This window comes from Krasilnikovia sp. MM14-A1259 (assembly GCF_047159535.1).
Lineage (GTDB): Bacteria > Actinomycetota > Actinomycetes > Mycobacteriales > Micromonosporaceae > Actinoplanes.
In genome coordinates this window covers 5,222,842-5,241,553 of sequence record NZ_BAAGAJ010000002.1, presented here as the reverse complement: position 1 = coordinate 5,241,553, position 18,712 = coordinate 5,222,842, and the positions used below count along the sequence as shown (strand labels likewise).

Annotated in this window: 18 protein-coding genes and 3 pseudogenes; 3 read left to right on the top strand and 18 right to left on the bottom strand. The window is 70.3% G+C overall.

Features of this window, described 5'->3' with window-relative positions:
* Positions 1–120: 120 nt before the first annotated feature.
* Both ACMCNK_RS23775 and ACMCNK_RS23770 read left to right on the top strand, forming a co-directional pair.
* Positions 121–264: a hypothetical protein gene (locus tag ACMCNK_RS23775; protein ID WP_412738579.1), complete on the top strand. Its 144-nt coding sequence runs from the start codon at positions 121–123 to the stop codon at positions 262–264.
* Positions 265–287: 23 nt separating this feature from the next.
* Positions 288–737 carry an Ig-like domain-containing protein gene (locus ACMCNK_RS23770; RefSeq protein WP_412738578.1) on the top strand — a complete coding sequence of 150 codons (450 nt, stop codon included), beginning with the start codon at positions 288–290 and terminating at the stop codon, positions 735–737.
* Between the two features lie 541 nt (positions 738–1,278).
* Here ACMCNK_RS23770 and ACMCNK_RS23765 read toward each other — a convergent pair.
* The 6 genes and pseudogenes from ACMCNK_RS23765 to ACMCNK_RS23740 all read right to left on the bottom strand — a co-directional run bounded on the left by ACMCNK_RS23765 (position 1,279) and on the right by ACMCNK_RS23740 (position 4,337).
* Complete coding sequence (locus tag ACMCNK_RS23765; RefSeq protein ID WP_412738577.1) at positions 1,279–1,491, bottom strand: hypothetical protein; 213 nt, start codon at positions 1,489–1,491, stop codon at positions 1,279–1,281.
* Between the two features lie 148 nt (positions 1,492–1,639).
* Positions 1,640–2,161, bottom strand: a complete 522-nt coding sequence (locus tag ACMCNK_RS23760) for a DUF6928 family protein (RefSeq protein WP_412740967.1) — start codon at positions 2,159–2,161, stop codon at positions 1,640–1,642.
* A complete protein-coding gene (locus ACMCNK_RS23755; RefSeq protein ID WP_412740966.1) occupies positions 2,058–2,552 on the bottom strand; it encodes an NUDIX hydrolase in 495 nt (164 codons plus the stop codon). Before ACMCNK_RS23755 ends, ACMCNK_RS23760 begins: the two co-directional genes overlap by 104 nt.
* Before the next feature lie 119 nt (positions 2,553–2,671).
* Positions 2,672–2,882 (bottom strand): annotated as a pseudogene (locus ACMCNK_RS23750) (transposase); the annotation flags it as partial.
* Positions 2,883–3,038: 156 nt separating this feature from the next.
* Positions 3,039–3,734 (bottom strand): hypothetical protein, encoded by a 696-nt coding sequence (locus ACMCNK_RS23745; RefSeq protein ID WP_412740965.1) that lies wholly within the window; start codon positions 3,732–3,734, stop codon positions 3,039–3,041.
* 205 nt (positions 3,735–3,939) lie between these two features.
* Positions 3,940–4,337, bottom strand: a pseudogene (locus ACMCNK_RS23740) (hypothetical protein).
* A gap of 177 nt (positions 4,338–4,514) precedes the next feature.
* Between ACMCNK_RS23740 and ACMCNK_RS23735 the strand changes: the two are divergent.
* Positions 4,515–5,407, top strand: a pseudogene (locus ACMCNK_RS23735) (IS5 family transposase).
* Here ACMCNK_RS23735 and ACMCNK_RS23730 read toward each other — a convergent pair.
* The 12 genes from ACMCNK_RS23730 to ACMCNK_RS23675 all read right to left on the bottom strand — a co-directional run bounded on the left by ACMCNK_RS23730 (position 5,404) and on the right by ACMCNK_RS23675 (position 18,695).
* Positions 5,404–5,889 (bottom strand): hypothetical protein, encoded by a 486-nt coding sequence (locus tag ACMCNK_RS23730; protein ID WP_412738576.1) that lies wholly within the window; start codon positions 5,887–5,889, stop codon positions 5,404–5,406. The pseudogene ACMCNK_RS23735 and the gene ACMCNK_RS23730 sit on opposite strands and share 4 nt — an antisense overlap.
* Positions 5,886–6,374, bottom strand: a complete 489-nt coding sequence (locus tag ACMCNK_RS23725) for a hypothetical protein (RefSeq protein ID WP_412738575.1) — start codon at positions 6,372–6,374, stop codon at positions 5,886–5,888. Before ACMCNK_RS23725 ends, ACMCNK_RS23730 begins: the two co-directional genes overlap by 4 nt.
* A 63-nt stretch (positions 6,375–6,437) precedes the next feature.
* Positions 6,438–6,962, bottom strand: a complete 525-nt coding sequence (locus ACMCNK_RS23720; RefSeq protein WP_412738574.1) for a hypothetical protein — start codon at positions 6,960–6,962, stop codon at positions 6,438–6,440.
* Between the two features lie 233 nt (positions 6,963–7,195).
* Positions 7,196–8,182: a DUF932 domain-containing protein gene (locus tag ACMCNK_RS23715; RefSeq protein ID WP_412738573.1), complete on the bottom strand. Its 987-nt coding sequence runs from the start codon at positions 8,180–8,182 to the stop codon at positions 7,196–7,198.
* 951 nt (positions 8,183–9,133) lie between these two features.
* Positions 9,134–10,336 carry a MarR family transcriptional regulator gene (locus ACMCNK_RS23710; RefSeq protein WP_412738572.1) on the bottom strand — a complete coding sequence of 401 codons (1,203 nt, stop codon included), beginning with the start codon at positions 10,334–10,336 and terminating at the stop codon, positions 9,134–9,136.
* A 389-nt stretch (positions 10,337–10,725) separates the two neighbouring features.
* Positions 10,726–11,127 carry a hypothetical protein gene (locus ACMCNK_RS23705; protein ID WP_412738571.1) on the bottom strand — a complete coding sequence of 134 codons (402 nt, stop codon included), beginning with the start codon at positions 11,125–11,127 and terminating at the stop codon, positions 10,726–10,728.
* A gap of 134 nt (positions 11,128–11,261) precedes the next feature.
* Positions 11,262–12,287, bottom strand: coding sequence for a C40 family peptidase (locus ACMCNK_RS23700; protein ID WP_412738570.1), 1,026 nt, complete (start codon positions 12,285–12,287; stop codon positions 11,262–11,264).
* Positions 12,275–13,078: a replication-relaxation family protein gene (locus ACMCNK_RS23695; protein WP_412738569.1), complete on the bottom strand. Its 804-nt coding sequence runs from the start codon at positions 13,076–13,078 to the stop codon at positions 12,275–12,277. The genes ACMCNK_RS23700 and ACMCNK_RS23695 overlap by 13 nt, the downstream gene beginning before the upstream one ends.
* Before the next feature lie 59 nt (positions 13,079–13,137).
* Positions 13,138–13,668: a hypothetical protein gene (locus ACMCNK_RS23690; RefSeq protein ID WP_412738568.1), complete on the bottom strand. Its 531-nt coding sequence runs from the start codon at positions 13,666–13,668 to the stop codon at positions 13,138–13,140.
* A 180-nt stretch (positions 13,669–13,848) separates the two neighbouring features.
* The gene (gene ltrA, locus ACMCNK_RS23685) at positions 13,849–15,648 is read right to left on the bottom strand and encodes a group II intron reverse transcriptase/maturase (RefSeq protein ID WP_412736073.1); all 1,800 of its coding nucleotides are present in this window, start codon (positions 15,646–15,648) and stop codon (positions 13,849–13,851) included.
* A gap of 657 nt (positions 15,649–16,305) precedes the next feature.
* The gene (locus ACMCNK_RS23680) at positions 16,306–17,304 is read right to left on the bottom strand and encodes a type IV secretory system conjugative DNA transfer family protein (protein ID WP_412738567.1); all 999 of its coding nucleotides are present in this window, start codon (positions 17,302–17,304) and stop codon (positions 16,306–16,308) included.
* Positions 17,301–18,695: a hypothetical protein gene (locus tag ACMCNK_RS23675; RefSeq protein ID WP_412738566.1), complete on the bottom strand. Its 1,395-nt coding sequence runs from the start codon at positions 18,693–18,695 to the stop codon at positions 17,301–17,303. Before ACMCNK_RS23675 ends, ACMCNK_RS23680 begins: the two co-directional genes overlap by 4 nt.
* Positions 18,696–18,712 lie beyond the last annotated feature (17 nt).

Sequence of the window (18,712 nt, the reverse complement as noted above, 5' to 3'; positions counted from 1 at the left end):
CGGGCTTGTTGAGCTTGCTGCCGATGGTTCGCAGGAAGCTGCACAGGACGTCGAGCTGGTTCTGGCCTTGCAGCTCACGGGGATCGAAGTCGACTTCGGCCACACCGTGTAGATCGCGGGATGATCGCGGTCACGCTCACGGACACCGTCGGCAACAGTTCGTCGGTGTTCACCGTCCTGCAGGTCGACAACGACCCGCCCACCGGCAACGCCTCACCCCCGCGCCAGGAGCACGGGTCCGCGGCACGTTCACCAGCACCCTGACCGACGTCAGCGTCCTCAGCGACGTGGTCACCGCGCAACTACGGGTCAACGGCGCACTCGTGGGCACCGACACGACCGCACCGTACACACTGCCGGTCAGGACCGGCTCCTATTCCGGGAACCTCACGCTGAGCTGGACGCTCACCGACCGGTGGGGCCTGTCCCGCACGCTGCCGCCGCGTACGGTGATCGCGGACAACACCGGCCCGTCGCTGTCCATCACCAAGGCCCCCGCGAACAACGCGAAGGTCAAAGGCACGGTCACCGTGTACGTCAAGGCATCGGACGCCAGCGGCATCGCCCGGGTCGAACTGTTGGTCAACGGCAAGGTCGTCGCCCGGGACACCGCCTCCGCATACGCCCTGCGCGTCAACACCACCGAACAGCGCAAGACGATGAAGGTGCAGGTCCGGGCGTACGACAAGCTCGGCAACGTGAAATCCAGCACGACCCGCACCTGGTACCGCAAGTAACGCCGGACCCCATGTGCTGATCGTCAAGAGGACCGGCAGCGGGGCAGTCGCGTCGGTGACCTGCGGACGCTGCTGCCGATCGCGTACTGCCGCTGTTCGCGTTGATAGGCGACCGCGGATCGTCCACCGCGGATAGCCCATCGGTGGGCGGCGCGGCCCGTTAACCGCCCAGTCCCACCTCATCCGTCCGAGCCGGCGCTCGCCGCGATCACCGGCGCAGGGGGGCGAGCTCCCGGTGTCCGGGGGTTTGGAACCTTGAGCAGGGCGGTGACCGGTGCAGAGCTAGGTATGCCATATCTGCAGAGGTCGCGGGACGCGGGCGCTCGGGACGCTGCGACGGTGGCCGACCCGACGACCCACGTCCGCTCCCCACGGTGGGTAGTCGGTGAACGTGCCTGGCGCTCGGGTCACGGACGACGGCCACCGTAATGCACCTACACGTCGTTAGCCGACGATTGATCGTGAGAGTCTTGCCCGGTGTGGGAGAGGGTGACAGTGCAACGCCCCGGGCGCCCGCGAGCGGGACCCGGTCAAGGCTTCGCTATCTCGACTGATTCCGGAGGTGCAGCGGCGTGGTGATCCGTGACCGCAGGTCGGCGTGATCCTCCTCGCTGGTCGCCGGGCCCGCCGCCCACGACGCCACCGCCAACGCGTCGGGGATAGCGAGGCCCAGCTCGTCGCGGAGCACGCGGGCGACCAGGGTGGCATGACCCGGCTCGGTGCGCTCACGGACAGTTAGGGCGACGGCCACCACGTCGCCGCCCTTGGCGAACGGTCGACCGGAGCGCCGATCTCAGTTCTTCCAGATCCACCATCACGGCCTTCCGGTTCCCCACATCGGACGACGTCACCGCCTTCTTCACCGACCCCAGCCACCCACCAGAGATCAACCAGCGCGCGTGTTAATCCTCGGCATGCCCTTGGCGTTCGACCAGGATCATCCGGCCAGCCGCCTCCCGCAGCGCGTCACGGCTCGCTTCGGCGTCGGCGAAGACGAAAGTGGCCACGCGCAGCTCCTCCGGATCCACTCCGTCGAACTCGAACCTGCCTTCCTGTACGAATCCGACGTACGTCCGAAGTGCCTCGTTCACCCGCTCGACGGGGCTCGCGGCGGCATCTTCGAACGACAACGGTTCGCCGATGTTCTCGAGGACGCCGTCGCCGGCTGAGGCGCTGAATGACCGGATCAGCTTGCCGCGGTCCCAGACGGCGAACGCGTACCAGTCGATGGTGCTCTGCATGAGAACGGCACATGCCTGCTTATCCGGTGCCAAGCGCGCCACGAGGGTTGTGAGCGCGCTGGGTTGCGCGGCGGTGAGGTCATAACCGGTGAGGACGGCGACGTCGCCGTATACGCCGGCGCAGACCGTGCCGATCGGCGGCCAGACCGCGTCGTCGAGATTCGTCTCCCCTTCCCGGACAATCTGCCGACCCGGGAATGCTGCCTCGACCAGCGCTCGGGCGCGCCCGGCGCCGGGCGATCAACATCTGGATCGCAGAGGCACATCGACCTGCGTCCTGGCCGGTGAACCAGGCCACCTCCGCGATCTCGCCGATCGCTACCGGCGGTGCATCACTCGGGCCGGTGAAGCAGACGAGCCGGACGTCGGTATCGGGTCGGCCGTAAGCAGCCGTGACGATCTCAGTGAGCAGCGTCAGCTCGTCCGGCCGCAGATCGATACCGACTTCCTCGGCGACCTCACGGACCGTGGCTTCCTCCAGCGTTTCGCCAGGCTCCGGCACGCCACCGGGGAGGAAGTACGCATCTTGGCCGTGCGGCCGGACGACAAGTAGCCGTCGATGACGAAGACACACCCACGTCGCCGCGGTCACTACTGAGACTGACACGCACCGACCCTACCGGCCTGACCCGCAATGATGATCAATCATGCTTCTCGGGCCAGAGCACGAAACTCGGCCGCGCTGTCCGACACGGAGGTCGGGAACTGCTGCAACTGCTGCTGATCCACGCCAAGGCGGCGTTCAGCCTTCGGCTCCATCGACTTAACGCCGGCCATCCGACATCAACCCGCGCAGATGTCGCACCCCGGTCGCCCGCTGATCCGCACGCGGCAACCCCGCGAACACCCCAGCCGCGAAGTCCTCCAGTTGCGCCCGTACTCGAGTCAGGCTTCGCTCATCCACGCACCACAACCCACTACGACCGCGACGACCTCTACACGCGACACACTGCACAGACCTACCAAAGCACTACTAGAACTGAGGGAGCACCGCGTGGGGCCGCCGGGCGCGTAGCGGCGGCCCCACAGCGCGCTGCGCCGACGTTTCACGCCCTTGCCGTCACGGTGTTGACTTTGTGCGCGTGGACCGGTGTTCGGCGTCGTCCGCCTCGGCGGACAGGGTCGCTGCGACGCCGATGATCCGCTGCGCGGTGCGCTCGGGGATATCGAGCCGTTCGGCGAGGGTCTTCCCGAGCCCCCGCTCACTGCGGCCGGCCGCGCGAGCCTGACGGATCAGGTCGAGCGCCGCGTCCAGGCGCGGGTCGTCGGCGTACGGGTGCGGCTTGCGTGGGCCGCTGGTGGCTCCCACCGGGCGGCCGGTGGACTGTCGTCCGGTGCGCCCGTCCGCGTGCGCCCACACGGTGCGCCGGTACCAGTACCGGCGGATACGCCCGTCCGGCAGGATCTCCTGGTCATCCGGGTGGTCGAGCAACTCGTCGGGCAGGTTGCGGAATGACGCATACCCGAGGATCGCGGCGGCGCCCCCGGAGGTCACCCGGTCGTTCGGTCTGCCGCTGCGGTCGACCTCGGTCAGCGCGGCCTTCTTCGCCGCCAGATGCGCGCCGTGGAACGCCTTGATGTCGTCCAGCCAGAACCACATCCTGCCCTCGTGGGGGAAGCCTTCGGGGAAGCCGAACCGGCCACGGTGCCGGTGCCAGTGGTCGACCGTCTTGCGGGAGGCGCCGGTATGGCCCGCGACCCCGGCTCGGTCGACGGCGAGGCGTCCGTCGATGCTGCGCTGCGCCATGGACGTGATCCTCTCAGCCTCCGCGATGCCCCGTCGCCCGCCGCCGGCCACCCGGAACGGTGTCACAGCGTGCAGGGGCTGGGCGCTCGTAGGATGTGCGGCACGCCCTGTCCGGGTGAAGGCGGCTGTTGTGGTCCGCTGGTCGGCCCGGAGCGGGTGAGGTGGCCGGCGGGGGTTGCACACGCCTCGGCGTGCCCGCCGGCCACCGGCCCACCTATTCCCGGGGGCGCAGCACCCGCCACGCCACCTCGGCCATTCGATCGATCCGCATCGCCGCGAGCTTGGCCTTCTCGGGCGGCTTGAGCGCGTCGTACACGGTCAGAATGGCGGTGGCCGTGGTCGCGTCCACGAGCACCCCGTCGATCTTGCGCATGTGGCCGCACGCGACTTCTCGCAGCACCGCGATCACCTGAGGGTCACCGGCGGTCGCGTCGTCCACAGCGCCTCGATCCACGCCAGCTCCGGGCAGTTCGGACAGGTGACCAGGTGCCGGTCCTCGGTGACCCGAGACGCGGAGCCGTCGTCGGCACCGCACACCGGGCCGCCGTGGTGGACCGACTTGGCGTGGGTGAGCCTTGGAGCGCGCCGGCCGCGTGGTGCCGGGGCAGTCACGGTGCGCCGTTCGAGCGGACGGGTCGCACACCTCGGCCGCTGTGGAGGGTGACCGCGTGCCTGCACCGCCGGCGGTACATAACCTCGGCCGCTGGAGTGTGGTTCTGGGTGCTCACGGCTAGGTTCTGTCCCGCGGATCATGCGTGGCGATCATGGATGAGGATCGTTGGACCAGGTGTGGCGCGTGGTGATCTGAGCAGCGAGGAATGGGCTGTGCTGGAGCCGTTGCTGCCGGCGCAGCCCGTCCGGGGCGGGCAGTGGCGAAGTCATCGGCAGGTCATCAACGCGATCTGCTGGGTCAAGCGCACCGGATCACCGTGGCGGGACCTGCCCGAACGGTACGGGCCGTGGAAAACCGCCCATCAACGGTTCGCGCGGTGGGCGGCCGACGGCACCCGGGCCCGGTTGAAGGCGCAGGTCATCGCGCTGGCCGAACTCGACGACGACGTCGACTGGAACGCTCAGGTCGACGCGACGATCGTGCGGACCCATCAACATGCTGCCGGAGCCGCTAAAAGGGGCTGACGGTCGCCGAAACCCAGGCACGCGAAGGTATCGGCCGGTCCCGCGGCGGGCTGACCACGAAGATCCACACCCTGGCCGACGGCCGCGGTCGGTCCTTGGCCACGCTCATCACCCCAGGCCAGTGCGCGGACACCCGGCAGCTGATCCCGCTGCTGGACCGGGTCCGGGTGGCCCGGCCCGCCGGCATCGGCCGGCCACGAACCCGCCCGGACTCGGTCACCGGCGACAAGGCCTACTCCTCGCGCGCGAACCGGCAGGCCCTGCGAGACAAGCGGATCCGCACGACGATCCCGGAGCCCAACGACCAGATCGCCCACCGGAAACGCCGTGGTAGCCGTGGCGGACGCCCGCCCGCGTTCGACCCGGCCGCCTACCGCTGCCGCAACCAGGTCGAGCGCGGCTTCAACCGGCGCAAACACTGGCGTGGACTGGCCACCCGATTCGACAAGCTCGGCGCCCACTACCAGGCCACCCTCGACCTCGTCGAAATGCTCGACTGGCTACCCGCCGTCCCCGACGGACATGATCCGCGGGACAGAACCTAGTCCTCGATCATGTCGAAGGGTCGTGTGTGGGCGAGGTGCTCGACGATGGCGGCGATGAGCTGCTTCACGCGGTCGAGTTCGGCGGCGAACAGGTGCCGCATGGTGCGGTAGCCGGCCGGGGCGGGCGTGGAGTCGAGGTGGTCCGGACCAGCCGCGCCGGTAGGCTCGGCGGGCGGTGCCGCGGCGTCGTCGGCCTCGGCGATCGCCTCCTGCCAGTGGTTTGCCGCTGTCTGGAGGCAGTGGAGCAGGAACTCGACCCCGTCGGCGGGCAGTGCGAGCGGCACCGTGTCGCGGGGGGTGAGTAGGAGCGCGTACTGCTGGTCGACGGCGTACCGGTCCGCGTCGCGGGCGTACACCGTGAAGCTGGTAGCGGTGTCGATGACGCGGAACACGAAGGCGTATTCGGCGATGTCGTCGGCGTAGTAGGTCGCGGCGCAGGTGGCCGGAATGGCCTCGACCGGGAACCCGTTCGGCGCGCTCATGCCCTGTGCTCGATCGGTTCGCTGGTGGAGTTGGTGTCGGGTCCGGCCGGTGGGGAGGTGCTGAGGATGCCCGACAGGGTGCCGCCGGCGCGCTGGTCGGCGATGGCGGCGCAGGCGATGAGGGCGGCTCCGGCGGCGAGGGCCTGCGCCGGGTTGTAGCGGACCCGCACGCAGCGGGCGGCGTTGTCCGCGATGGCGCGTACCTCGATGTGGTTGTGGCGCCATGCGGCCACGAGGAGCCGTTCATCGGGCACCGCCCGTACCGGCCGTTCCAGGGTGTGGCGCAGCTCGATCCGCAACGCATCCCGCGCGGCCTCGACGGCCTCCTCCGCCTTGCGTACGGCGGTAACGCAGGCGACCTTCCCGGCGAGGTCGTGGGGTGCGATGGCGCCGAGGTGGATGGCGTCTTGCCGTTGCCGGTCGAGGCGTACGGCGGCGTCGGCGTACGCGGTGGCGAGGTTGATCAGGCGTTCGACGGTGGTCACAGGTGCTCCCATTCACGGGGTGGGCGGCCGGGCGGCGCGGGGGCCGCACCGCCTGGCGCGGGTTCATCGCGGGGCCGGCGCGCGGCCGGTGGCCGGGGTGTCGACGGTGGTTGCCGGTGGTGTAGCGGTGAGCATCGGCGGCAGGACGCGGTCGACCTTGGCGCCGGTGCGGTCGAGGCCGATGGCGGCGTACGCGGTCAGGTGCACCCCGACCGTGACCGCTTCCGGACCGGTCAGCGCGACGATCACGGGGTGGTTGCGCTGGTCACGGGCGCGGATCTCGACGTGACCGTTGGACAGCACCCGCACGGGCCGGAACTGCTCCACCTGCGCGGCGCGCGGGGCCACGGCCTGGATGGCGTCGGTGAGGGCGTCGAAGCGGGTGCGGAAGCTGAGGTCCCAATGCTGCGCGCGGTCGGTGAGGTTGTCGTACTCGGCCCGGTTGGGGGCGTGGTGGGCGAGGGTGCGGGTGGTCTGCGCCTTGGCGTACACCTCGCACAGGTCACTGATCGCGGAGAGAAGGTCGTCAGCGGTCACGGCCGGGGTCGGCTCGGCGGGCATGGTCAGGTCCTCCATCGTGGAGTGCATTCGAGAAGATCGAGGTGCGGGCGCGGCGGTGGCGGCGCCCGACAGGCCGGGGATATTCGGGACTGTCGGTGCGGCGGGAAACAGCGCTGGTGGGCGTCGTGGGCCGGGCGGCGTGGGCGGGCGGGGCCGCGCCGGAGGGCTCGGCGCCTCGGCGGCGTGGGTGGTGACGCCCGCCGGTGTCGGGGCCGGTTTCCGCACGATGCGGTGCCGGCCCCGAGACCAGCGCCACCCCATCAGACAGCGAGCAACTCGAACGCGCGGGCCTTGAGCTCCACACCCTTGCCGGTGACAGCGCGGCGGGCACGCACCTCGGGCGTGCTCGCCTTGTCGAGGTGATCCACGAACTCGACGATGGCCTGATAACCGGCCCACCGGGTGCCCTTGATCGCCTTCTGCGTGGGGGCGTCTCGCACCAGGTACCGCAGGGCCGAGGCGCGCTGCTTGGCGTTGTTCCTCGCCGCGTCGGACGCGTCGTCCTCGACCGGCCAGAGCTGCGCGACGACCTTCTCGAACTCGCCCATCGTCAGCGACTCGTTGATCATCTTCTCGGCCTCGGTCTGCCAGTCGCCGAAGTGCTTCCACATCAGCCCGAGAGCCTCCCGAGCGTCGCTGATCTTCGCGCCGATGTTCGAGGTGTGCCGGAACGTGTACGAGCCTTCCGACCTTGCGTACGCCATACGCTGCGTGTTCGCGCACACTATTCGCACGGGAGTGGCGTCGACCCGCAACGAGGCGGTGCCGTCGTGGGCAGTCGTCGCGGCCAGGTACAGGTCCAACCGGTCGACCCCGGCAATCTCCATCGCGGTCGGCAGCTTCATCGTCACGAAGACGCGCTTGCCGCCCCGCATCGAGCCGGCGGTCTCGAGGTGCGCGCCGGACTCGTCCACCAACAGGTTCAGCATCTCGGCGACCTGCTCGTTCTGCACCACGTTGTACTCGTCGCCGACGATGCCGAGGTACTCCGTGGCGCCCGTGACCGGGTTGGTCCGCACGGTCATGAACTTGTCGGGGCAGTCGACCTTCGTGACGCCCTCGTCGGTGATCTCCATGCCCTCCAGCCGGATCTTGCGAACCTCCCAGCCGCCGAGCCACGCCTTGCTCATGACGTCCTCGGCGGTCATGCAGCCGTCGGTGATCTGGCCGAGCCGGTGCCAGGCGGACAGCTTCGCCGAGGCGAAGGCGGTCTGTCCGTTGGCGAGAGTCTCCAGTTCGTGTGCCACGGGATTATTCCTTTCGGGTTGTGGTTTGCGGTCGGACGGCGCGGTCGGGGTTGCATTCACGACCGCAACGACATAGCTAATGTTTCCTACCTAGATGCCTGGATCAAGTCGATGCAGACCGGACTATCGAGGTTTCTGTGGCGAATCTGGCCCCCGGGTACGGTGACGGTTCACCAGGGCCGAATCGCCAGCTCAGGACCGGAACGGCGCTCGCAGCGCCTTCGACGTCCCTCGCCGAGAGGCCGCAACACCCTGGTTAATGGCTGCTACCCATGGGTGCGGATCAAGACGGTCCACATGCACTCCGGACAGCCCCGCGGGTCGGTATAGCGGCGTAGCGGCGCCACGCGGGGTGGGCCGTTGGCCACGAGCGAGCCCATCGGTTCGCCGCACAGCGACTACCGCCGTTCGGCCGCGAACCGGCGGAGATGATCGTGTTGATCGCCGCGCAGTCCACGTGCACCGGCACAGCCGGGCTGGCGTGCACCTTGACCAGCGGAATCGGCAAACCGCGCGGGGCATCCCGTAGCCGGGCCACCCGGGGCGGAAGGTCGGGCACGTCGCGCCGACCCCGGGGCCGGACACCGGCCGACCTCGCACCGGGTGTCCACGGTGGCCAGGCATGGCGCCGTGGCCCCAAGGTGCGGGCGACGAGGCGGGCACCGTGGCCGTGAGCGCGGGCGCCGGGCGGCAGGGCGGTGGCCGGCCGGACCGACGACCGGGCACGGCAGTTCGCCATCCGGGTGTGACCAGCGCGGCCGGGCGCCGACGGCGGCGACCCATCGGCGGGGCGGGCACCGGCGGGCGGGCTCGCCGCATTCCGGGCACGCCAGGTGGCGGGGTACCCGTCCGTTATTGATCTTCATTCGGGAACCCCGTTCGGTCGGGTGGCGCGGGGTCGGCACACGGCGAGGCCGGGGCGCTGCCCGCGCCCCAGCCCCGTGCGGGTGGTCACGCTGCCCGCACCTCGTCGTCGGCCGAGGCGTCCGCCGCGTTGTCGGTCTGGGCATCGGGCGCGTCGTCGCTGATCACAGGGCGGGTCATCAGCGTGGCAACCTCCTCGGACGGGGCCGGTGCGGTGTCGGCCAGGGAGTACTTGACGGGCGCCTCGCTGGTCAGTACCACCACCCCGGCGGCGGACAGGCGACCCAATGCGTTCAGGCACGCACCGGAGCTACGGCCGCCCAACTCACGGCCCACGGTGCCCGGGGTGACCTCGTGACCGGGGCCGAGGTCGCGCATGAAGGCTTCCACCTGGTTACGCAGGCCGTTCTTGCCGAGCGTCGGCGTCCCGTCGGCGTTGACCTCACCCGTGGTGCGACCGGCGCGGCGGGTGGTCACGGTGGCGCCGGTCCGCACGCGGTGACGGTGCCCGCAAGTGCACACGCACTCGCGGTACGGGGCCGCGTTGGCAATGTCCACGGTGCTCAGGTCGGCCTCACCGCGAACCCACAGCTCGGGCGCGTCGTCGCTGCCGCCCGGCCTGCGCGCCGCCGCCCCGGCAACCTCCATCGCGGTCAGCGCCCGCGCCACCACCGGACCGCGAAGCCCGGACTGCTCGGCCACGTCGGCGGCGGTCACACCGTCGGGGTGGTCACCGAGGATGCCCGCCACCATCACAATCTTGAAGTGGTCGGCGCTGCCCGACGGCGCCCCCGACACCGGCGCACCGGACACCGGCACAGCGGACACGGGCGCCTCCGCAAGCGCCGACCCGGCGGCGTCGCTGGCGTTGCCGGGCTCGTCGGTGCCCGCCGCCTCGCTGGGGTCGCCGGGCTCGTCCGTGCCCGCCGCGTCGCTGCGGTCGCCGGGCTCGTCGGTACCGGTGGCGTCGGACGTTACCGCGGCGTCATCGGTGGGGGCGGCGTCGGTCGTGGGGGCGTCGTGGGTGGTGATGGTGTCGGCGGGCATGTCGGTCTCCTCGTCGGCAACGGTGGTGGCGGTGGGGCACCAGATGTCGGCGACCTTGCGGGTGCCGTTGGTGGCGCCGGGCGTGCGGGTGGCGGTGCCGTCGATTTCCATGGCGACCAGCACCTTTGCGGCGGTGGAGGCGCCGACGCGGGCGGCGGCGGCGAGGTCGCGGGTGGTGATGCCGTCGCGGTGGGCGATCAGGGTGCGCGCGATGGCCGTAGCGGTGGGGGTGGCGGCAGACATGACAATGACCTCCAAAGAAAGGGGTTCGCGGATTCCGCGAGGGGCGCCGGTGCGCCTTTGTCTTTGCGGTTTCGCCGGGGCGTTTGTTGTTGCCCACGTCCATGGACGCTCGACGCGCGGCGATTGTCAATCCCGGTTTCATGACTCTGCCCGGGAATCCTGACACCGTTTCATCGGGGCCTCGGGTTCGGGCGCCATTCCGGCGTGGTGCGCCATTTGACGGCCCTGGCTTCGCCGTGGCGCGGCTTTCACGCGGCGCGGGTGCGTCCTATAGGGATGGCGGTGCATGGCCGTCCGGAGCCCCTCAGCGGGTCGGGATTTTTCGGGTGGAAACGGCGCCGCGCCCGGCCGATCGGCCGGGCGCGGGTGCGGGTGGCGGGCGGTGGCGGTCAGCCCGCAGCGTTGATCATCGCGTGGAGGCGGTCGCGGATGCCGCCCCACCGGTCGCGCCGTAGCGGCTCGGTGGGGGCACCAGGGAGTTGGATGTGGTGTGTGGCCCCGATGCGGTCAGCGGCGAACGCGACCCGCTCACCGGGCAGAACGACGGCGTATCCGGCCACGTCGGCGCCGAACATGCCGGGGTGGCGGGCGAACAGCCGGGCCATGCCGGTCAGGATCGCGGCGGCGGTGTCGGCGGTCAGCTCGCCGCCGGGGACCGTTTCCGCGCGTCCGGCAACCGTGTTGCCGGCGCCGGTCAGCGTGACCAACGTCGGGGCGGTGCTGTCGGCCGCTACCAACTTCACGGCGTCGCGCACGGACTTGAACCGAGCGCTTGCGGGGGTGGTCGGCATTATGGTTTCCCTTTCGTTCGCCGTATTGCTCACATGTCCATGGACGCTCGATCCGGTGGTGAAGTCAAGCCGATGGATTGCGGGGCATCTCTCTTTACCGCATGGCCTTTTCCGTGTCCGTGATAGGCCCTCGATTATGGGACAACGATTCTGCGAATAGTGCGGACCTGCGACGCCCATCCGGATAGTGCGCTGATCTTCACGACGTCACCCGTTTGGGGTGCGTGGATCAGCAGGCCCGACCCCAACGCCATGCCCACGTGCCCGGGGTCGGCGCGGGTGCCGTCGCTGCCCGGGATCAGGATCATGTCACCCGGGCGCACGTCGGCCAGGCTGCCGACCAGCGTCCCCGCGTGGACCTGATCGTGGGTGGTGCGCGGTAGCCGGATGCCGGCCGCCCGGTACGCCTGTTGCATCAGCGATGAACAGTCGCACTGACGCGCCGGAACCCCGGAATGCGCAGCGGTGCAATCGCCGCCGAACGTGTACGGCGTGCCCAACTGGCCCAACGCCCACCGGATCGCCGCCACCACCGGGGGCGGGGTACCGGCCGGCAGGGTGAATCCCGGCGGCAGTGCCGGAAGGTCCCCGCCCGGCCCACCGTCGACGCCACCGTCACAGGTGATCCCACCCGTGTACGCGGCCACGATCGCCGCAGCGCGGGTCTCGTGTTTGGCGTAGGCGTCCGGGTACGCCGACCGTTGCACCGCTTGCGCGGCGGCCGTGAGCGGCATGGTCTGCCACCCCGGCACCCGGACGAGGCGCCGGTAGAACTGTTCGGCGGCGTAGTCGGGTTGCATGATCTGTTCCACGGTGCCCCACCCCTGTGACGGGCGTTGCTGGAACAGCCCCGCCGAATCGTGATCGGCGGCAACCGGCGAGTTGATCAGGTTCGATTCTTGTAGCGCGGTGGCGATGGCGACCACCCACCCGCGGGCCGGGACGCCCTTGCGCTGGCCGACGGCCACGATCACCGCCGCGTTACGGGTCTGTTCGGGGGTGAGCCCTGCCGGCGTGGCGCCCGGGTTGGCTAGGGTCGCCGCACACGTCACGCCGGCCCCGGCCCCGGCTATGGACCCGATGATGCCCGCGGCGGCTGCGGCCACCAGCACCACCAGGGCGACGGCCGCCACCGCCACGCCGGTCACTACCCGTCCCACGGCGCACCGTCCCCGGTCGCCGGTACGTCGGCCAGCGTGACCCGTCCCGGTTGCCCCACGACCCGCCACACCGGCCCGGCCGGCCCGTCGGGCGCGGAGGCGGCGGCCGTCGCGACGGTCGCCCCGGCTGGGACACCGGCGCGGGTGAGGTGGGCGTGCACGTTGGTCTCCCGGGCCGTCGTGGGTAGCCAGAACAGCACCGGGTACGCCCGGCGTGGCGGCAACGCGGCGTAGCCGGTCAGCTTGCCCGCGACCCGCGCCAGTGTTTCGGTTCCTAGGTCGGTTTCCAGCCAGAACGGCACCGCCCGCCCGCCGGCCACCCACACGCCGTGCCCGTCGGGCCGGACGAGGTTGCCGGTCGCTTCCCGGCACTGCGTTTCGTTCCACCACCGGGCCAGGTCGGTCCCGTCGTGGGTGCGGGCGTGTCCGGTCAGCGCGACGAAGAACCCGTTGGTGGCTAGCAGATGTGACAGCGTCGGGGATGTGGCGAGTCGGGCCGTGGTGTCGCGTACGGCCGCGGGGCGGGGCAGCGGGTCACCGCGTCCGGCCGCCAGGATGGCCGCGCCGATCGGGCCGAGGCACCACCGCCACGATTGCGACCCGGGGCGTTGGTAGTGGCGGAACCGGTCGAGGATGTCGCGGTCGAGGAGCAGGTTGAGCCGGTTGCGGGCACGGCCGAGGGTGCCGAACGCGAGGGTGGCGAGCTGCTCGGTGGTCAGGGTTTGATGTTGGTCGAGCAGGTCGAGCAGGAGGCGGTCTCGGGGGGTGAGTCGGCCGAGTTCGCGGGCCACGACGGACGCCGTGAGGCGGGCACCGGTAGGGGCAGTGCTAGTAGGAGTGATATCTCTTATCAGTCGGTTCCGGTCCACCAGTCCTCCGCATCGTGCGTGACGTGCGCGTATGACGGGTTCCAGGGGGCGTGTTCACCCGCGTCCTCGTGGCCGTTGGCCCGCTCGTTGGCTGGCTCGTTGGAGTCCTCTAGTGAGCGATCGGGTTGAACAGCGAAGGTGTTGCGACCCACCAGCTCAGCCGGATTGCCCACCACTGGCGGCTCGTCGCAGGCCGCCGGTCTGGCGGTTGCTGCCGTACCGATCAGCTCCCGGCGTGTCTTCGCCGGCAGGCCGGTGTGCTCCCTGGCGGCCTTCCGCAGTTCGGCGGACCGGCCCTTGATCGGCTTCGGAGGCGGCTCGGTGTCCGCAGTCACCGGCGGCACCACCCGGCCGTTCGCCACCGGCCGCAGCACGACCTCGTAGCCGCCGAGGCGGATCAGGTCCCCGTCATCGAGGTACGGGCGCAGGTGACGGGCCTGGTCGACCGCGTCGCGCGGGGCCAACGCGAAATAGACCTTGTTGCGGGCGTTGGCGTCGATCGCCTCGGCCATGTCCCCGGAGAGCTGACCGAGGTACTGGTGGGCCAGGACGAACGAGGTGTGCAGGCCGCGGGCCTCGGCGAGGGCGTCATCGATGCCGATCGGCAGTCGGGTAGCCCCTGGCCCTCTCGGGTCAGGGGCCCCCTCAGAACCGGACGTGCGGGTCTCCCCGCATCCGGCTCAAGCAGGCCGCTATGGGCGCGCATGTCGGATCTCCTTGGGTCCTCGGGAGTTCGCCACCGCGTGGTGCTGTTGGTGGCATTCCCAGTGGATGAGCATGAGGTTGGACTTGTTGTCCGAGCCGCCGCGTGACCGGTAGAGCACGTGGTGCCTGTTGATCGTTCGGGCTTTGGCCCAGAACCATGCCGCCCATTCGCGGACGGATTCAGGTTCGAAGCCTGGTCCGGCGATCAGGTCCAGTCCGCATAGCGGGCACAGTCCTTTCTGCTTGGCAGCCAGCCACAAGTTGCGCTTGTCGGCTTCTGGATGCTTTCGCTTGCGGGTGCGTGCCGCCCAGTAGTCCTCCAGCAGGGGGTCGTCTTTGGACGCGCGGCCCGTGACGAGGGTGTGCCGTTGGATGTGGGTCCATGCGAATCGGTACAGGTACCGTCCGGTGGTGCGGTCGGCGAAGACCCAGTGGTCCTGCCGTTCGGGGTTGTAGCGCCCGAAGTACTGCTCGCGTATCCACGCGACCGACTTCTGGTGGTGCCTGCGCTTGGCCCACCTGTACATGCGGTAGTGCATGTAGTGGTCGAGGGACGTGAAGGTCTCCGTGGAGGCCACGCCCCTGTAGTAGGTGGACCACCCCTTGATCAAGGGATTGAGGCGCCTGATGACGTCCTCGGTCGGGGCGGTGCGCATCGCGTTCACCAGTTCCCGGACCTTGCCCTTGACCTGCTTTACCGCCGCGGCGCTCGGCTTGATCAGCAGCTTGTCGTCGTAGCGTCTGACGTTGAACCCGAGGAAGTCGAAACCCTCGTCGAGGTGGACGATCTTCGTCTTGTCCTCGTTGAAGGCCAACCCCTTGGGCGCCAGCCAGTCGGCGAGCCGCTGCTTCACCTGCTGTGCCTGTTCCTTCGTGGTGCACAGCACCACGAAGTCGTCGGCGTACCGGACGAACGCCGGCGGGCAATGCAACCATCGTTGCCGTGCCGTGCCGTCCTCCCGGTCGCCTGCGGCGGTCCCCATGCCGTGCAGGACGATGTTCAGCAACAGTGGGCTGATCACTCCGCCTTGAGGTGCGCCCTCGTCGGTCGGGGCGAACCGCCCGCCGTGCATCACACCGGCCTTGAGCCAGCGGCGGATCTCCCGGGCAGCCGGGAACGCGCCGATGGCTTCCATCAAGCGATCGTGGTTGATTTTGTCGAAGGCGCTGGTCAGGTCCGCGTCGAGGGCCCACCGTCGGCGGGCCTTCTTCCCCGCCGCGAAGTTGAAGATCGCGGCGATCGCGTCGTGACATCCGCGTCCGGGGCGGAAGCCGTAGCTTCGGCCCTCGAACCGCGCCTCCCACTGCGGTTCCAGGGCGTTCTTCACCCTGGCCTGCTGCGCCCGGTCCCGGATGACCGGGATACCGAGCGGACGCATCTTCCCGTTCGCTTTCGGGATGTGCACACGACGCACCGGCTTGGCCGTGGGCCAGGGCTGCTCGGCGAGTGTCCTCGCCAGCCGTCCCCGGGCCGCCGGGTCAAGCGCGAGTTCCCCGTCTACCCCGGGGGTGCGCCGTCCCAGGCTCCGCTGCGTCACTCGTCGCACGCTGACCAGCGTGTTGGAGTGTGAGCGCAGCATGAGCTTTTGGAGATTACGGACCTTCTTCAGGTCCCCGTCCTGCGTCGCCTTGAAGATTCGCTGCCGCAGCCGCCGTACGTTGCGCTCGGCGTCGACCCAGTCGATGCTGTGCCAGTACCGGGCGTCGTCCAACGCTTGGTTCCCCGCAGGTGGAGCCGGAACGTCCTGCACCGCTGCGGTCGTGCTGCTTGCGGTTGTGTCGGTCACTTCGCCTCCTTCGGTATCTAACTCCGGCGTTGGTGAAGGCTTGTGTGGTGTGAATCGTCAAAGGCCTACCAGACCCGCGTGGGCTCCCTTTCGGGCCCGGAAACAGGTTCCGGTATCCGCCGGGTTATCCGCGGAGGCTGAGGCGCCTTGTTCCGCGGTTTCCCCTGGGCTTTCGCCCCAGCGGCGTTCGCTTCTCGGGTCTTCCTACTCCCGCAGCGGGATTCAGCTTCCGTTGCCGTCGGCTTACCAGAACGCATCCGTCCTGGACCGCTACGGGGTTGACCTGTTCCGCTTGCGCCAGTTGCGACCTGGGAGGACGCCCCCTTTACCCCGGGACCGGTGGTGGTCACGCAGTAGGAGAACACCGGCTCCTGCTGCCACCTTGAGTCTTTCAACTCCGGGCCCTTCCGCCGATTTCGAGCCATTGACGCGGTCAACTTTCACGAGGCCTCATCGGGGGTTCACTTGCGTTCGTCCTTCAGGTCTTCTCCTTGCCCTGTGGCTGGTGATGGCCCACCTGCCCTTGGGGCTTCACGTCAGGCGGCTTAGCACGAGTCCGTTACCAGTCCCGCACCCGCCTTAGGAGACCCGCCCGTTTGACCACTGAGCGGGGAATTACCGCCTCCTCTTGGGTAATTCACTGGCTACAAGCGACTTTCAGGCCGCACGGTGCAGGAAGTTGTGGCACTCGTCGAGCACCACCATGGCGTCCGGGCGCTGGTCCTCGGGGATGCGGGCGCGGGCGGTGGTGGCCTGCCACAGCCCGGCCAGCAGCAGAGAGCCGATCAGGCGGGTGCCGTCCTCGCCGAGGATGCCCTTGGGCAGCCGGCACAGCAGGATTCCGCCGTCGAGGATGCCGGCAAAGCTAAAGGTGGTGGCTGGCACTCCGAACAGGGAGTTCGCCATCGGGTGCGCGAGCACCAGCCGCAGCCGGGACAGCAGCGGGGCGACCAGGCCGGCGCGCTGCCCGGCCGGCAGGGAGTCGAAGCCCTCCCAGAATTCGGCCAGGGTGTTTCCCTCCCAGGCGTTCAGGCCCCGGACGACGGCCTTGACCCGCTCGGCCCGCCACTTCGTGTCGGACAGCAGCCGCGGTAGCTGGGCGAGGGTGGAGCCTTCCAGGTGGGCCAGGGTGAGAAGGGCGTGGTAGCAGATGTCCGCGCTGCGGTGGCCCCACCAGCGCGCCCACACCTTCGACATGACGGCGGTGACGTTCGCGGCCACGTCGTGCGGGGTGCCGCCGTGCACGGCCGGATCCAAGAGGTTGATGGCCGGTGGGGCGTGCCGCTCGTCCGGGTCGATGAGCACGAGCCGGTCGCCGGCCTCCTTGGGCATCCGGTCGAGCAGGTCGCGGATCAGGTCACCCTTGGCCGGGTCGAACGCTGCCACGCCCCTGCCAGCCTCGATGTCGCCGAGGATCATGTTCTGCAACAGGGTGGTCTTGCCGGTGCCGGTCGGGCCGAGCACGTGCACGTGGTAGCGGCAGTCGGTCAGGGAGATCCCGACCCGCATGCGGGGGCCGGCGTTCGTGACTCCGATGACCTTGCCGCCGATGCCCTGGCGCTCGTCGCGCGGCACGAGGTTCAGCCTCGGCCGCCCCTGCCAGCGGCCCCCCGGGCGGGAGATAACCCGCGCAGCGCCGTGGTTGGTGTCGTTCATGGGGCGCTCCAAACGGTGGGCTGGTCGCGATCGACGTCGCGTGTGGCCGGCTTCGCCGCACTCCCCTTGGGTTGGTCTGCCATCTCCCGGCTGGAGGCCCGGAAGGTGTCGCGGTTGGCGGCGCGGCGCCGGGACGCGGCACCGGGCAGGCCGTAGGCGGCCGGCTCGGCGGGCAGCCCGGCCAGCGCAGCGGCTTCCTCGACGGAGGCGAGGCTCATGCGGGTCTCGGGAGCCCAGCGCATCGCCGCAGTGGCCGCGCCTCGCCGCAGGCGCCGGCGGGTGAAGTGGGCCGAGAGCAGCCCGTATCCGCGGATGATGTCGGCGGCGGCAGCGAGCGCGGCCGGCTTGGTCGGGCCGACGGCGGCCACGTGCACCGCGACGAGCAGATGCGGGGCGACGGCGTACTTGGCGCGCGCCTGCCGAGCCAGATCCAACAGGTACGGGTCAGCCGGCCTGGTCCGCTTCTTGCCGCTGCTCGGACCGGGCGTGATCAGGTCAAGGACGCCGATGATCAGCGCCCGGAGTCCGTCGGCGAGGAGCCCGGCCGCCCGGCACGCCCCTGGTGCCCGGCGTACCCGGTCCGGGTGGATCATCGCCCGGCGCAGGACGCGTAGCCGGTGAGCTGGTGCTCGGCTGATGTGCACCTGCAAGATGCCGCCGCCGGCGCGTCCGGCCGAGGCGAGTCCGTCGTAGACGGCGCGCAGCCTGTCCTGCTCCGGGGCGGTGGGGTCCAGGCCGCCGCGCCGCCCGGCGGGGGTGGCGTCCTCGACCAGCGGCAACCAGTCCGGCTGCGTCGGCACGAGCGCGACAGTGGTGACCGTGCCCGTCCTCGGGAGGGCAGGCGGGGCGGTCCGATCGGCGCGGACGCCGGGCCAGGCACGTTGCAGCAGCCGTAGGACGGCGGTCAGGTCCACCCCGGGCGGCAGCCACAGGCCGGCCCGCATGCCGTCCGGGTCGGCGGCGACCTCCCACACGATGCGGGCCGGGCGCAGCGTCCACCGGCCCGGCACCGGCAACGCAGTGACGAGCAGCCGCCACAGGCCGACGGTCGCGGCCGGGGTGGCGGTGACCGGCGGGGTGATCTGCAACCATCGCGCCTGCGCCGCGTGGGCCTGCCACACCCGGCGCCGCCACGCCCGCCACACCACCTCTAGGACGGTGAGGATGATCAGTCCGGCGAGCAGCAGCGGCCACCGCTGCCGGAGCAAGTGCCACACCGCGCCGGGGGCGTCCGGCGCCCAGGAGCCGCACAGCACCTTGCCGACCACGGAGTCGGGGATGCCGTCATGGCCGGGCACACACCCGGTCGGGGACGGGGGCGGCGGGGACGACGGCGGGGACGACGCGATGAGCAACGGGAACGGCCCGGTGAACAGAGTGACGAAGGGCATGAGGGGACTCCCAGCTG

What these genes read in the sequence shown, in the direction of transcription:
- ACMCNK_RS23775 (WP_412738579.1), top strand. Translation starts at nt 121, where the DNA reads ATGATCGCGGTCACGCTCACGGACACCGTCGGCAACAGTTCGTCGGTG.
- ACMCNK_RS23730 (WP_412738576.1), bottom strand. Translation starts at nt 5,889, where the DNA reads ATGAGCGCGCCGAACGGGTTCCCGGTCGAGGCCATTCCGGCCACCTGC.
- ACMCNK_RS23720 (WP_412738574.1), bottom strand. Translation starts at nt 6,962, where the DNA reads ATGCACTCCACGATGGAGGACCTGACCATGCCCGCCGAGCCGACCCCG.
- ACMCNK_RS23710 (WP_412738572.1), bottom strand. Translation starts at nt 10,336, where the DNA reads ATGTCTGCCGCCACCCCCACCGCTACGGCCATCGCGCGCACCCTGATC.
- ACMCNK_RS23705 (WP_412738571.1), bottom strand. Translation starts at nt 11,127, where the DNA reads ATGCCGACCACCCCCGCAAGCGCTCGGTTCAAGTCCGTGCGCGACGCC.
- ACMCNK_RS23690 (WP_412738568.1), bottom strand. Translation starts at nt 13,668, where the DNA reads ATGGCCGAGGCGATCGACGCCAACGCCCGCAACAAGGTCTATTTCGCG.
- ACMCNK_RS23680 (WP_412738567.1), bottom strand. Translation starts at nt 17,304, where the DNA reads ATGAACGACACCAACCACGGCGCTGCGCGGGTTATCTCCCGCCCGGGG.
- ACMCNK_RS23675 (WP_412738566.1), bottom strand. Translation starts at nt 18,695, where the DNA reads ATGCCCTTCGTCACTCTGTTCACCGGGCCGTTCCCGTTGCTCATCGCG.